The sequence below is a fragment of the Amycolatopsis sp. NPDC049252 genome (assembly GCF_043197175.1).
Classification (GTDB): domain Bacteria; phylum Actinomycetota; class Actinomycetes; order Mycobacteriales; family Pseudonocardiaceae; genus Amycolatopsis.
Window position 1 is genome coordinate 1 of record NZ_JBICSQ010000092.1, and the last position, 12,510, is coordinate 12,510.

The following is a 12,510-nucleotide window of genomic DNA, read 5'->3' on the forward strand; positions in this document are numbered from 1 at the left end:
CCCGCCGCCAGGGGCGCCACGCGCGGAATTGCCTGCGCCGCCGCCCGACCCCATAACCCGCGGGGCGGGGACCCCCCCCCCCCCGGCGCGTCCCGGCCCGGTCCCCACTCCCCGCTTGCAGGACCGCCTGGCCCGAGCGGCGGCACAGGGCAGCAGAAATTCGGAGAAATGCCATCCATGAGTGAGCCCATCCTCGAGATCAAGGGCCTGAACAAGAGCTTCGGCCCCGTCCACGTCCTCCACGACGTGGACTTCGACGTGCGCGCGGGCGAAGTCACCGCCCTGGTCGGCGACAACGGCGCCGGCAAGTCGACCCTCGTCAAGTGCATCGCCGGAATCCACCCGTACGACTCGGGGGCCGTGCGGTTCAACGGCAAGGACACCCACATCCGCGGTCCGCGCGACGCGGCGGACCTCGGCATCGAGGTCGTCTACCAGGACCTCGCGCTGGCCGACAACCTCGACATCGTCCAGAACATGTTCCTCGGCCGTGAGCGCGGGAGCAGCTGGAAGCTGGACGAAGCCAGCATGGAGAAGGCCGCCCGCGAAACGCTGGCCTCGCTCTCGGTCCGGACCGTCAAGTCCGTGCGCACCCCGGTCTCCTCGCTGTCCGGTGGGCAGCGGCAGACGGTGGCCATCGCCAAGTCGGTGCTGTGGAACAGCAAGGTCGTCGTCCTCGACGAGCCGACCGCCGCCCTCGGCGTCGCGCAGACCCGGCAGGTGCTGGACCTCGTCCGCCGGCTGGCGGAGCAGGGCCTGGGCGTCGTGCTGATCAGCCACAACATGGCCGACGTGTTCGAGGTCGCCGACCGCATCTCGGTCCTGTACCTCGGCCGCCTCGTCGCCGAGGTGCACACGAAGGACGTCAGCCACGGCCAGGTCGTGGAACTGATCACCGCGGGTCGCTCCGGTGACCTCGGCCTTGCCCGGCCCGAAGCCGTGGTCCTGTGAGCGGGAAGAAAGAACCGGAAATGACTGAAACCCCTGCCAAGCACGAGGTCGGCAGCCCCGCCGACGCGCTCGCGCAGACCCAGAACCCCACCGCGGCGATCACCGACTTCGGCATCGACACGACATCGATGTCAACCGGCGAAGCGCTGCGTGACTACTTCGCCCGCATCCGGGCCGGCGAGCTCGGCTCGCTGCCGTCGCTGTTCGGCCTGCTCGTGCTGGTGATCCTCTTCAGCGCGCTGTCGGACAACTTCTTCACGCTGGCCAACATCGCCAACGTCTTCCCGCAGGGCGCGGGCGTGATCATCATCGCGATGGGCATCGTCTTCGTGCTGCTGCTCGGCGAGATCGACCTCGCCGCCGGTGTGGCGTCCGGCACCGCCGCGTCGGTGATGGCCCTGCACTACGTGCACGCCGGGAACCTGCTGGGCACCATGGGATCCGGCGTGTTCATCACGTTCATCGCGGTCCTCGCCGCGGCCATGCTGCTGTCGGCCTACCAGCGGATCTGGGGCGGTGCCGCGCTGTCGCTGGTCGGCTTGCTGATCGTCGCGATCGGCGTCCCCGCCAACGCCTGGCTGGAGATCCTGCTGGCCATCTGCGTCGGCACCGCGATCGGCTGCATCACCGGCTTCCTGGTCTCGAAGATCGGCATGCCGTCCTTCGTCGTGACGCTGGCGCTGTTCATCGTGTGGCAGGGTGTCCTGCTGCAGTTCATCGGTGAGGGCGGCACGATCGGCATCACCAACTCGGACATCCTGTACAAGATCTCCAACGGCAACCTGAACGTCCTCGGCAGCTGGATCTTCTTCCTCGTCGCCGCCGGCGGGTTCGCGGTGATCACGCTGCTCAGCCACTTCCGGCGGCTCCAGCGTGGCCTGGTCGTGCAGCCGACGGCGCTGGTGATGCTCAAGGTCGGCGCGCTCGTGGTGCTGTCGGCGCTGGGGACCTGGCTGCTGACGGTCAACCGTTCGCCGAACAAGGCCGTCGTGACGATCGAGGGCGTCCCGTACGTCATCCCGATCATGCTGGTGCTCCTGGTGGCCGGGACCTACGTGCTCAACCGGACCAAGTACGGCCGGTACGTCTACGCGGTCGGTGGCAACAAGGAAGCCGCCCGCCGCGCCGGTATCGACGTGCCGAAGATCCGGGCGAGCGTCTTCGTCATCGGCTCGGCGGTCGCGGCCATCGGCGGCATCGTCGCCGCGTCGAAGGTCGGTTCGGTCAGCCCGCAGTCCGGTGGCCTCAACACGCTGCTGTACTCGGTCGGCGCGGCCGTCATCGGCGGCACGTCGCTGTTCGGCGGCAAGGGCCGCGTGGCCGACGCCGTCGTCGGTGGTCTCGTGATCGCCGTGGTCATCAACGGCCTGGGCCTGCTCAAGCAGCCGGCCGCGGTGGTCAACATCGTCACCGGCCTGGTCCTCCTGCTCGCCGCCACGGTCGACGCGCTGTCGCGGCGCCGCGCGGCTGCGTCGACGCGCTGAACCAGCATGGGATGATCAAGCCCGTGTCCAGCTCACCCGTCGCACGACCGGACGAGGTGCGTCGGCACAACCGCACGACCCTGCTTCGCCTGCTGCACGTCGGCGGGCCGAGCACCCGGGCGACCCTGGCCGCCGAGCTGGGGCTCAACCGGAGCACGATCAAGACCCTCGTCGACGGGCTGGCGGAAGCCGGCGTCGTCGAGGAGAAGGTGCCGAGGCCGGGACGAGGGGCGGGCCGCCCCTCGCTCCTGGTCCTGCCCCAGCCGCACGCGGCGGTCGTGCTCGCGGTCGACCTGCAGGTCGAGCACGTCGCGATCGCCCTCGTGGGGCTGGGCGGCCAGATCCTGGGCCGCAACAGCTGGAACCTGCGGGGCCGGATGAACCGTCCCGAAGAGGTCATCACGCACGTCATCGAGTCGACGGCCGTGCTGGCCGGCGACCTCGACGTGACCCCGGTGGCGGTCGGGGTGTCGGTGCCGGGTGTCGTCCGGCGCGCGGACGGGCACGTGCACGAGGCCCCGAACCTGCGGTGGACCGACGTCGCGCTCGGCGAGCGGCTCGGCGCGGTGCTGCAGATCCCGATCCTGGTCGGCAACGACGCCGAGCTCGGCGCGGTCGCCGAGCACCTGCGCGGCGCGGCCCGCGGGTCGTCCGACATGGTCTACATCTCGGCGGACGTCGGGGTCGGCGGCGGTGTCATCGCCGAAGGCGCCGCCCTGCGGGGCGGCGCCGGCTACGTCGGCGAGATCGGGCACATGGTGATCCGGCCGGGCGGGCGGGCCTGCTACTGCGGCAGCAGCGGCTGCTGGGAGACCGAGGTCGGCGAGGCGGCGCTGTGCCGCGCGCTCGGCCTGGCCGAGGACACCCCGCGCGGGGCGATCCTGTTCGAGCTGCGCGAGCTCGGCCGCGACCCCGAGACCGCGCTGACGCGGCTCGCGGAGTTCGCCGAGTGGCTGACCCTGGGGCTGATCAACGTCGTCAACCTGCTCGGGCCGCAGCTGGTGATCCTCGGCGACCTGCTGACGGTGCTGCCGGAGGCGGTCCTGCGGCACGTCGGGACCGAGGTGCGCCGGCGCAGCCTGGTGAGCCGGGCCGTCGGCGGCACGCGGATCGTCAGTTCGGCGCTCGGCGCCGACGTGAAGCTGCTGGGCGCCGCCGAAGTCGCGTTCGAAGTCGTCCTGGATTCTGTCTGATTTCCTGTCCGGCTCCGTGACCGGAATCACCGTATTCCGCTGCCGGACCGTGATTTTCGGAACAGCTCATTGCAAGTTGCAGACAGGTTTCGGCTGTCCAGGTTTCAGCTGTGCGGTTTCGAAAATGCGAAGGCGGCCAGTGCCTGTGCGCACTGGCCGCCTTCGTGTGTCTAGGTTGTTACCGCTGGATGTCGGCGGACAGTTCCTTGAGCTTGGCCTCGTGCTCGCGGGCGTGGTGCCCGCAGAAGAGAAGCTCGCCGCCCTTGAGGACGGCGCGTACCTGAGCTGCGGCCCCGCACCGGTCACAGCGGTCGGCGGCGGTCAGTTCGGGGCGGGTGAGCGTCGGCGTTGTCATGGGGGTCTCCCTCCGTCCCGGCACCGGTTGCCCGGTGCCATCGATCCAGCTACGCCCACTTCGGCACTGACGCCGGTGGCGGCGATCGCCTCCGGCTCCGCGGTGTTCGTGCTTCCACTCTTCCAGACGTTTCGCGGCCCGCAAGTGTTCCCGCGCCGGTGGGACCTGAGTCACGCCGAATTACCCCGGATGCCGTAACCGCATCCCGCAATGCAGGAGACGATTACCCGGAGAGTCACATTTTCCGTGGTCAGGCACCATGGAGTCGTGAGTTCACTGACGTCGCTCCGGAGGGTTTCCGCGGTACCCGCCCCGCTGTTGTTCGTTCTCAGCGGAATTTCCATGTACGCCGGAGCGGCCATCGCGGTCGACCTTTTCGGCCACGCGACGCCCGCGGGGGTGGCGTGGCTGCGCTGCCTGGGCGCCGCGGTGGTGCTGGTGGCCTGGCGACGGCCGCCCCGCGTGGCCTGGCGGGGCCGCCGGCTGCTGCTGGCGTGCGTCTTCGGCGTCGTGACGGCGGGCATGAACGTGCTCTTCTACGAGGCGATCGCCCGGCTCCCGCTGGGCACCGCGGTGGCACTGGAGTTCGCCGGGCCGGTGGTGGTGGCCGCCGTCGGCTCCCGCACCCGGCGGGACGTGCTGGCGCTGCTGCTGGTGGCCGCCGGGGTGGTGGCGATCGCCGACGTCCAGCTGTCCGGCAGCGCCCTGGGCGTGCTGTTCGCCCTGGGCGCGGCGGCCGCGTGGGCGGCCTACATCCTCATCGGCAAGCGCGTGGCGAACGACGGCGACGGCATCGACAGCCTGGCGATCGGCTTCGCCGCGGCGACGGTCTTGCTCTCCCCGCTGGCGTTCGGCACGGGTGAACTGTGGTCTTCGCCACGCATGCTCGCGCTCGGCATCGGGGTCGGCGTGCTGTCGACGGTGGTGCCGTACGCGCTCGACCAGGTCGTGCTGCGCCGCCTCGGCCAGGCCCGGTTCGCGGTCCTCCTGGCGCTGCTCCCGGTGACGGCGGGCGTGACGGGCTTCCTGCTGCTGCACCAGGTGCCGAGCCTCCCGGAGGCGGCGGGAACGCTAGCGGTGGTCGCGGGCGTGGCCCTGCGACGCCGTGAGACGCCTTCGCGGCCGTCTCCGGAGCCGCCGGGCTAGGTTCCCGCGCTTCCGGGCGGGCGTCCCGGGCGGCGAGGTGGACGGCGCTCCCCGGATCGGCGTGCGGTTCGCGCCCGATCACACGCCGCCGGAGCTGCCGGGGCGAGGACGTCTCCGACCGCACGAGCAGGTCATGGCCCTCGGCGCCGCGCTGCCGAAGCACGTCCGGCGACGGCTTCCCGGTGCGGGCCGACCCGGCCGGTCACCCGGTCTGCCTACGCCGGCCGGGCTGAGCCGGTTGTCCACAGGCGCCCGGCAATGTGGACAGCAGCGCCGCGGCCGCGCGTTTCCGGCGTTTCCGTCGGCCACCCCCGATACGCTGGAAGCGGGGCCGGTCCCCCGGAGAGGGCGGGGGCTGCGTTGGCGGGCGGGATCGTGCTGGCTGCGCCCCGGCCGGACCGGGGATACTGAGCCCGGCGGCAGGAGGCGGGTGACATGACGAAGGCGGCGTCGGCGGCGGCCAAGGACCTCGCCGCGGCCGGGGTGGGCGGCGTCCACCTGGCCTGGGCCGACAACAACGGCATCCCGCGCTCGCGCATCGTCCCCGTCGCCGGCCTGGCCGACGCGGCCTCCCGCGGCGTCGGGGCGACGTCCCTGTTCGCCGTCTTCGACAGCCACGACGCCATCACCTACGGGCACCCCGGCCTCGCCACGCCGTCCGGGGACATCCGGCTCGTGCCCGTGATCGAGCGGCTGCGGCGGCTGGCCGGGCAGCCCGCGCTCGCGTGGGCGCCCGTCCGGCAGGTCGCCGCCGACGGCTCGCCGTGGCCCTACTGCCAGCGGACCGTCCTGGAGGCCCAGGTCGCCGAAGGCGCGCGCCGCGGTCTCGAATTCCGCGCCGGGTACGAGCTCGAGTTCGCCGTCGCCCCCGCGGGCAGCGCCGACGTCGTGTCCGCGCCCGGCCACCCCGGGCCGGCCTACAGCCCGCACGCGCTCGTCGGACTGGACGGCTTCGTCGCCGCGCTCCTGCACGACTTCGCCGCCAACGGCCTGCGGATCGGCCAGCTGCACGCCGAGTACGGCGTCGCGCAGCTCGAGCTTTCGCTGGCCGCCACCGACCCGGTCGCCGCCGCCGACGACCAGCTGCTGGCCCGCCAGACCATCCACGCCGCCGCGCACGCGCACGGTCTCGTCGTCAGCTTCGCGCCGCTGATCGGGCTCGGCGCCGCCGGCAACGGCTGGCACCTGCACACGTCGGCCCGCCGCAAGGGCCGCAACCTGCTCGCCGGGGAGGGCGTTCCCGGCGGCGACGGCGCCGGTTACCTCGCCGGGCTCCTGCGCGACCTGCCGGCGCTGACGGCGATCACCGCGCCGAGCGTCCCGTCGACGCTGCGGCTGCGGCCCGGCTTCTTCGCCGGCGCGTACGCGTTCTGGGGTGTCGAGAACCGGGAGGCGCCGCTGCGGTACGTCCCGGGTTCGGCGCTGCTGGGCGCCGACCACGCGAACGTCGAGCTCAAGACGTCCGACGCGTCCGCGAACCCGTACCTCGCGCTCGCCGCGGTGCTGGCCGCCGGCATGGCCGGGATCGAGGATTCGCCCGCCCTGCCCGAGCCGATCGGTGAGGATCCGGGCGGCTGGAGCGAGGGCGAGCGGGACACCCGCGGGGTGCGCCGGCTGCCGGCGGACACCGCGGAGCAGGACGCCGCGCTGCTGGCCTCACCGCGGATCGCCGGCGTGCTCGGCGACGAGCTGCTGGGTGCCTTCCGCGCGGTCCGGGCCTCCGACGCGGCGTGGGCGGCCGAACGGAGCACCGAGGAGATCGTCGCCGCACACCTGTGGCGTTATTGAGGGGATCGTTGAGGGGCTGATGTCTTCGGGGATCGACGGCGGGCAGCTCGACCTGTCCGGGATGCGGTGGCTGCCGGGCGGCGCCCGGCTGGCCGCGGTGGCCCAGGCGGAGCTGCCGCAGAAGGACGGGCTGGCCGCGGCGTTCTGCGGTCTCGCCGCGCTGCGGGCGGCCGGGTTCGACGTGCTCGACCAGGACGCCGTCGCGGCGGCCGCGGGCACCGTCCGCGGGCCGGTGTTCCGCCCGCCGGGCGAGCCGGGACGGGCCGATTTCCGGCTGCCGCCGCCGGTCGCCGGGGACCCGGCCGCCGCCGGCACGCGCGTGTCCGCGCTCGCGAAGGCCGTTTCGGCGTTGTCCGGCGGCACCCTCACCGCGGTGCCGGCGGTGGGGGAGTGGACCGCCGGCTCGGTGTTCGACCTGCTGGTCGGGCTGTGGGACCTGCCGCGCGTCGCGGTGATCGCCCGGATCGACGGCGCGGAGCTCGGCGCCGACGACACCCCGGAACGGGCCCTGCTCGACTACCTCGACACCGGCGTCCCGCCACTGTGGACGTCCCGCTGGCGCCCGCCGGGTGGCCACTTCGTGCTCCTGGCGGGTGTCCGGATCGGGGCCGAGGGGACGCTTCTGTCCGTTGTGGACACTTACGCGTCGTTGGGGGACAACGGGATCCACGACCAGCCGCTGGAATGGATCACGGCGGCGCTGGCCGGGCTGGGGGTCCTGCTGGTCGTCGACACGGACCGCGCCGCGGTCGCCCGCGAGGCGGTCCGTGCCGCCGGCCTCACTCCGTCGTTTTGGGACTGACGTCGGTCTCGCCGCTCTCGGCGATCCCGGCCTTCTCGGCGTTTTCCGGCGCGAACCGCGAGTGGCGGCGGCCGTAGGTGAAGTAGATGACCAGCCCGAGAGCCAGCCAGACCGCGAACCGGATCCACGTGAGCACGTTCAGGTTGAGCATCAGGTAGAAGCACGCCACCGCGGCGACGATCGGGAGCACCGGCGAGAACGGCACGGTGAACGGCCGGTCCAGGTCCGGACGGCGGCGGCGCAGCACCGGCACGGCCACCGCGACGATGATCATCGCCGACAGCGCGCCGATGCTCACCATGTCGGCCAGCTCGGAGATCGGGATGAACGCGGCCAGCACGGCGATCAGCGCGGCCCCGCCGATGGTCATCCGGTGCGGGGTGCCCCACTTCGGGTGCGCGGTGCCGAGCTTCTTGGGCAGCAGGCCGTCGCGGCCCATCGCGTAGCCGATCCGGCCGATCGTGACCAGTTCGACCATCATCACCGACGTCAGGCCGGTGACCGCGCCGAGCGAGATCAGCGCGCCCACCCAGTGCTGGCCGACCTTGTCGAACGCGTCCGCCAGTGGCGCGCCGGTGTCGATGTCGGTGAAGGGGATCATCCCGGTGAGGACGATCGAGACGCCGATGTAGAGCACCGCGCAGACGGCCAGCGCGCCGAGGATGCCGACCCGCAGGTCTTTCTTCGGGTTCATCGTCTCTTCGCCGAGGTTGGCGAGCGCTTCGAAGCCGGTGTAGGCGAAGAAGACCACCGCGGCGGCGGTGATCATGCCGGCGATGCCGTACACCGACTGCTCCAGGCCGAGTGCCGCCTGCACGATCGGCTGCTCCAGCACGCTCGATCCGCCCTCCGGCGGCTTGGCCGTCGGGATGAACGGCGTCAGGTTCGAGCCCTTGACGAAGAACAGGCCGACCGCGAGGACCAGGACGCAGACCGCGACCTTCACGCACACGAGGAGGTTCGTCAGCCAGGCGGACTCCTTGATGCCCAGCACGGCGACCACGGTCAGCACGGCGATGATGGCGACGGCGCCGACGTTGACCTTCGCGTCCTCGCCGAACCAGTCGGGTGACAGGCCGAGCAGGTTGGCCAGGTACCCGGACCAGCCGCGGGCGACCACGGCGGCGCCGAGCGCGAACTCGAGCAGCAGGTCCCAGCCGATGATCCAGGCGAAGATCTCGCCGAGGGTGGCGAAGGCGTAGGTGTAAGCGCTTCCCGCCGTCGGCACGCTGGAGGCGAGCTCGGCGTAGCAGAGCGCCGCCAGCCCGGCGACGACCGCGCCGAGCACGAACGAAAGCGTCACCGCCGGCCCGGCGTGCGTCTTCGCCTCGACGCCCGCGAGGGTGAAGATGCCGGTGCCGATGATGATCCCGATGCCGAACCCGACCAGGTCGCGTCCGCGCAGCCGCCGTTTGAGGTCACCCGAGTCCTGGCGTTTCAGGACCTCGTCCACGTTCAATGTTCTCCGCACACCCATGAGGAGAAGTTAGAAGGTCACGAGCTGTTTCGCAGAACGGCCGGGATCACCCGTCGAGGGCCAGGCCGTTCTCCTGGGCGAGGATCGCGGCCTGGACGCGGGAGCGCAGGTCGAGCTTGGTCAGCACGCGCGAGACGTGGGTCTTCACGGTCGTCTCGCCGATGTACAGGCGGGCGCTGATCTGGGCGTTCGACAGGCCGGCGCCGAGGCAGCCGAGCACCTCGCGCTCGCGTTCGGTGAGGTCGCCGAGACCCCGGGGTTGCGAGACGGGCGCCTGGCTGGTGGCGGCGAAGGCGGTGATGAGCCGCTTGGTGACCTGCGGCGCGAGCACCCCCTCCCCGGCGGCGACGAGCTTGACGGCCTCGATCAGCCGCGGCGCCTCGACGGACTTCAGCAGGAACCCGGCGGCCCCGGCCCGCAGCGCGGCGTGCACGTACTCGTCGAGGTCGAAGGTGGTGAGGACGAGGACTTCGGACAGGCCTTCGGCGACCAGTTCCCGGGTGGCGGCGATCCCGTCGGTGCCGGGCATCCGCACGTCCATCAGGGTGACGTCCGGCCGCAGCGCCCGAGCCTGCCGGATGGCGGCGGCCCCATCGGCCGCTTCTCCGACGACCTCGATGCCTTCGGCGTTGTCGAGGATGATGGCGAGCCCGGTCCGGATGGCCGAGTGATCATCGGCCACGAGGACCTTGACGGTCATGGAGTGCTCCTCAGCGGTGCCACGGCGCCGAGAGGCCGGGTGCCGGTCGTGTGGTGGGGCCGGCTCGCGCCGGCGGGTGAGGTCCCGGCCGGGGCCGGGTGGATTGCGTCGGCGTGGGAGACCTGGCCGGGGTAGGTCATGCCGGGCCTCCTACCGGGAGCTCCGCGCGGACCAGCCAGCCCGCGCCCGCCGGGCCCGCTGTCAGGGTGCCGCCCACCGCTCCCGCGCGCTCGCGCATGTTCAGCAGGCCCGTTCCGGAACCGTTGTCCGGCTCCGGTTCGTGCTGCACGTCGTTGCGGACCTCCACCTCCAGGACTCCGTCGAGGTAGCGGACGTCCACGTCGACGCGGCCGCCCGGGGCGTGCTTCACCGCGTTCGTCAGCGCTTCCTGCGCGATGCGGTAGGCGGTCAGGTCGACCGCGGCCGGGAGGGCGACCTCTTCGTCCACAGTGGACCCGACCGTCACCAGCAGGCCGCTGGCCCGCGCGGACTCGACCAGCTTGGACAGTTCGGCCAGCCGGGCCGGCGCGGTCGTCTCCGGGCCGCCGCTCTCGGCCTTGAGCAGGCCGATCATCGCCCGCATCTCCTCCAGCGCGCTGACGCTGTTCTCCCGCACCGACTCCAGCACCGTCTTCGCCAGCTTCGGGTCCTCCTGCAGCGACAGCGCCGCCTCCGACTGGATCGCGATGGCCGACAGGTGCCCGGCGATCACGTCGTGCAGGTCGCGCGCCATCCGGCCGCGCTCGGCGGCCACCGCCGCCCGCCTGTCCAGCTCCGCGATCTTCGCCACCTGCTCGGCGTTCGAGCGCTCGGTGTCGGCGATGTCGCGCTGCTGCCGGACGTTCGCCGCCCACCACACCGGGGTGAGCACGAACGGCAGCATGCTCAGGCCCGCGAGCACCGCCGTGCGCCACTGCTGGGCCAGCACCAGCACCCCGGCCAGCACGGCCACCACCGACACCGCGGCGACGCCGATCATCACCCGGCTGGTCCGCCGCGAGCCGTACAGCGTCGCCGCGTACAGGAAGTCCGTGAAGACGATCACCACCGGCAGCGACGGGCTCAGCGCGATGTCCACCGCGAGCACCACCATGGCCAGCAGCAGCGCGCCCGGCACCCAGCGCCGCACCAGCTCGAGCCCGCAGAGCGCCGTCAGCTCCGCGAGCCGCACCCACAGCGGCGCGCGGTCGATCCCCGACAGCAGGCCGTGGATGCCGCTGAGGTAGACGAGCAGGCCGAGAACCCAGGTGGTCAGCGCGATGAGGGCATCCTGCTGCCACACCGGGAGCGAGCGCAGGCGTGGGAAGTGCACGTGACCATCCCAGCACAGAGCGTGGCCGGTCCGCGTCCTACTAAGTGATGATCCGCTGTCCTTCCGATCGACGACGCGCCCGCGCCCGCCCCCGGGCGACGCTGGTCCGGTGAGCGAAATAGGGAAGTTCTTCGCGGAGAACCCGATGGCCGCGGTCATCGCGGCGGGTGAGATCGGCTTCTGGCTGTTCATCATCGGCGGGCTGGCCGTGCGGTACGCGCTGCACGCCCGGCGGGCGTCGGTGGTGCTGCTGGCCATGGTGCCGCTGCTCGACGTCGTGGTGCTGGTGGCCACCGTGATCGACCTGGCCGGCGGCGCGAAGGCGAACTTCACGCACGGGCTCGCGGCCGTGTACCTGGGGTTCAGCGTGGTGTTCGGGCCGAGCATGGTCCGCTGGGCCGACGCGCGGTTCGCGCACCGCTTCGCCGGCGGCCCGCCCCCGCCGCCGAAGCTGTGGGGCCGGGAGAAGCTGCGCCACGAGTGGCGCGAGTTCGGCAAGTGCCTGCTGGCGTGCGGCCTGGCCGCGGCGGCGCTGCTGGCGGCGATCTTCGCGATCGGCACGCCGGAGCAGGTCGCGCCGCTGTGGGGCTGGCTGCCGCGGCTGGGGGTGCTCTCGGCGATCTGGCTGGTCACCGGACCGCTCTGGGAGGAGCTGTTCGGCAAACGCGAACCGGCGAGGGGAGTCCGATGAGCGGGCTGGCAAGTGCGGGGTCGCCGGGGACCGGGTGGTCGGGCGCGGGATCGCCCAAGCCGCAGTGGTCGGGCGTGGCTTCGCCGGAGACCGGTTGGCCTGGTGTGGGCGCGCCGGAAACCGGCTGGTCGGGTACGGAATCGCCGGAGGCACGGTGGCCGGGTGCCGGATCGGCCAAGGCCTGGTGGCCGGACGCGAGACTGCCAAGCACTCGGCGGCCGGGCGCGGGATCGCCGGGCAGCCGGCCGACCTGCGTGGTCCGCGTACCCAAGGCGACCCACAAATGCCCCGGCGGTTCGCCGGGAGGTCCGCGCCGTCCGGCAGGTGCGCGCTCGCCGGGGACCCGGGTGACCGGCGCAATCACCCGCGTCCGAGGCGACTCCGGACCCGCCGAGCAGGAGGCGCGGCGATGGGTGAGCTGATCGGCATGCTGCTCGTCGTCCAAGGCGGTGGTGGGCTGCTCAACCGGCTGCTCGGGGCCACCTCGCCCAGCTGGTTCGTCCAGTTGCACGTGCTGCCGCCGTCGTTGCACGTCGCCGCCAGTGTGGTGATGGTGCTCGCCGGGGCCGCGGTGCTGGTCACGGGGCGGGGGCGGAAACGTCCCGAGTGAT

12 protein-coding genes are annotated in these 12,510 nt (G+C 72.3%); 8 read left to right on the plus strand and 4 right to left on the minus strand.

Going from position 1 to position 12,510, the window contains the following annotated elements; all coding sequences use genetic code 11:
- The first annotated feature begins 177 nt into the window (after nucleotides 1-177).
- Genes ACGFMK_RS42835 through ACGFMK_RS42845 form a run of 3 tightly spaced genes read left to right on the plus strand, consistent with a single transcriptional unit; the run spans nucleotide 178 to nucleotide 3,628 of the window.
- Nucleotides 178-951, plus strand: coding sequence for an ATP-binding cassette domain-containing protein (locus ACGFMK_RS42835; RefSeq protein WP_323334881.1), 774 nt, complete (start codon nucleotides 178-180; stop codon nucleotides 949-951).
- A 20-nt stretch (nucleotides 952-971) separates the two neighbouring features.
- On the plus strand, nucleotides 972-2,435 hold the full coding sequence (locus tag ACGFMK_RS42840) for a sugar ABC transporter permease (RefSeq protein ID WP_392775699.1): 1,464 nt from the start codon (nucleotides 972-974) through the stop codon (nucleotides 2,433-2,435).
- A gap of 11 nt (nucleotides 2,436-2,446) precedes the next feature.
- On the plus strand, nucleotides 2,447-3,628 hold the full coding sequence (locus ACGFMK_RS42845) for an ROK family protein (RefSeq protein WP_392775701.1): 1,182 nt from the start codon (nucleotides 2,447-2,449) through the stop codon (nucleotides 3,626-3,628).
- A 178-nt stretch (nucleotides 3,629-3,806) separates the two neighbouring features.
- Here the strand turns inward: ACGFMK_RS42845 and ACGFMK_RS42850 are convergent, their stop codons facing one another.
- Nucleotides 3,807-3,983, minus strand: a complete 177-nt coding sequence (locus ACGFMK_RS42850; RefSeq protein WP_247011850.1) for a hypothetical protein — start codon at nucleotides 3,981-3,983, stop codon at nucleotides 3,807-3,809.
- 342 nt (nucleotides 3,984-4,325) lie between these two features.
- Here ACGFMK_RS42850 and ACGFMK_RS42855 point away from each other — a divergent pair, with 342 nt between their 5' ends.
- The 3 genes from ACGFMK_RS42855 (at nucleotide 4,326) to ACGFMK_RS42865 (ending at nucleotide 7,719) form a co-directional block, all read left to right on the plus strand.
- Nucleotides 4,326-5,129 (plus strand): DMT family transporter, encoded by an 804-nt coding sequence (locus ACGFMK_RS42855; protein ID WP_392775704.1) that lies wholly within the window; start codon nucleotides 4,326-4,328, stop codon nucleotides 5,127-5,129.
- Nucleotides 5,130-5,564: 435 nt separating this feature from the next.
- Nucleotides 5,565-6,917 (plus strand): glutamine synthetase, encoded by a 1,353-nt coding sequence (locus ACGFMK_RS42860; protein ID WP_392775706.1) that lies wholly within the window; start codon nucleotides 5,565-5,567, stop codon nucleotides 6,915-6,917.
- A gap of 19 nt (nucleotides 6,918-6,936) precedes the next feature.
- Nucleotides 6,937-7,719, plus strand: coding sequence for a DUF6885 family protein (locus ACGFMK_RS42865; protein ID WP_392775709.1), 783 nt, complete (start codon nucleotides 6,937-6,939; stop codon nucleotides 7,717-7,719).
- Here the strand turns inward: ACGFMK_RS42865 and ACGFMK_RS42870 are convergent.
- The 3 genes from ACGFMK_RS42870 to ACGFMK_RS42880 form a co-directional block, all read right to left on the minus strand.
- Nucleotides 7,697-9,172: an amino acid permease gene (locus ACGFMK_RS42870; RefSeq protein ID WP_392775738.1), complete on the minus strand. Its 1,476-nt coding sequence runs from the start codon at nucleotides 9,170-9,172 to the stop codon at nucleotides 7,697-7,699. The two genes, ACGFMK_RS42865 and ACGFMK_RS42870, sit on opposite strands and share 23 nt — an antisense overlap.
- 70 nt (nucleotides 9,173-9,242) lie before the next feature.
- The gene (locus ACGFMK_RS42875) at nucleotides 9,243-9,896 is read right to left on the minus strand and encodes a response regulator (RefSeq protein WP_392775711.1); all 654 of its coding nucleotides are present in this window, start codon (nucleotides 9,894-9,896) and stop codon (nucleotides 9,243-9,245) included.
- Between the two features lie 136 nt (nucleotides 9,897-10,032).
- On the minus strand, nucleotides 10,033-11,208 hold the full coding sequence (locus ACGFMK_RS42880) for a sensor histidine kinase (protein WP_392775714.1): 1,176 nt from the start codon (nucleotides 11,206-11,208) through the stop codon (nucleotides 10,033-10,035).
- Nucleotides 11,209-11,353: 145 nt separating this feature from the next.
- Between ACGFMK_RS42880 and ACGFMK_RS42885 the strand changes: the two genes are divergently transcribed.
- Together ACGFMK_RS42885 and ACGFMK_RS42890 are read left to right on the plus strand one after the other, a co-directional pair.
- Nucleotides 11,354-11,899 carry a hypothetical protein gene (locus ACGFMK_RS42885; RefSeq protein WP_392775741.1) on the plus strand — a complete coding sequence of 182 codons (546 nt, stop codon included), beginning with the start codon at nucleotides 11,354-11,356 and terminating at the stop codon, nucleotides 11,897-11,899.
- Nucleotides 11,900-12,308: 409 nt separating this feature from the next.
- A complete protein-coding gene (locus tag ACGFMK_RS42890) occupies nucleotides 12,309-12,509 on the plus strand; it encodes a hypothetical protein (protein ID WP_392775716.1) in 201 nt (66 codons plus the stop codon).
- The last annotated feature ends 1 nt before the right edge of the window (nucleotide 12,510 follow it).

Coding starts and splice junctions, on each gene's coding strand:
- ACGFMK_RS42890 (WP_392775716.1), top strand. CDS start 12,309: ATGGGTGAGCTGATCGGCATGCTGCTCGTCGTCCAAGGCGGTGGTGGG.
- ACGFMK_RS42860 (WP_392775706.1), top strand. CDS start 5,565: ATGACGAAGGCGGCGTCGGCGGCGGCCAAGGACCTCGCCGCGGCCGGG.
- ACGFMK_RS42885 (WP_392775741.1), top strand. CDS start 11,354: ATGGCCGCGGTCATCGCGGCGGGTGAGATCGGCTTCTGGCTGTTCATC.
- ACGFMK_RS42850 (WP_247011850.1), bottom strand. CDS start 3,983: ATGACAACGCCGACGCTCACCCGCCCCGAACTGACCGCCGCCGACCGC.
- ACGFMK_RS42855 (WP_392775704.1), top strand. CDS start 4,326: ATGTACGCCGGAGCGGCCATCGCGGTCGACCTTTTCGGCCACGCGACG.
- ACGFMK_RS42840 (WP_392775699.1), top strand. CDS start 972: ATGACTGAAACCCCTGCCAAGCACGAGGTCGGCAGCCCCGCCGACGCG.
- ACGFMK_RS42865 (WP_392775709.1), top strand. CDS start 6,937: ATGTCTTCGGGGATCGACGGCGGGCAGCTCGACCTGTCCGGGATGCGG.
- ACGFMK_RS42835 (WP_323334881.1), top strand. CDS start 178: ATGAGTGAGCCCATCCTCGAGATCAAGGGCCTGAACAAGAGCTTCGGC.
- ACGFMK_RS42875 (WP_392775711.1), bottom strand. CDS start 9,896: ATGACCGTCAAGGTCCTCGTGGCCGATGATCACTCGGCCATCCGGACC.
- ACGFMK_RS42845 (WP_392775701.1), top strand. CDS start 2,447: ATGATCAAGCCCGTGTCCAGCTCACCCGTCGCACGACCGGACGAGGTG.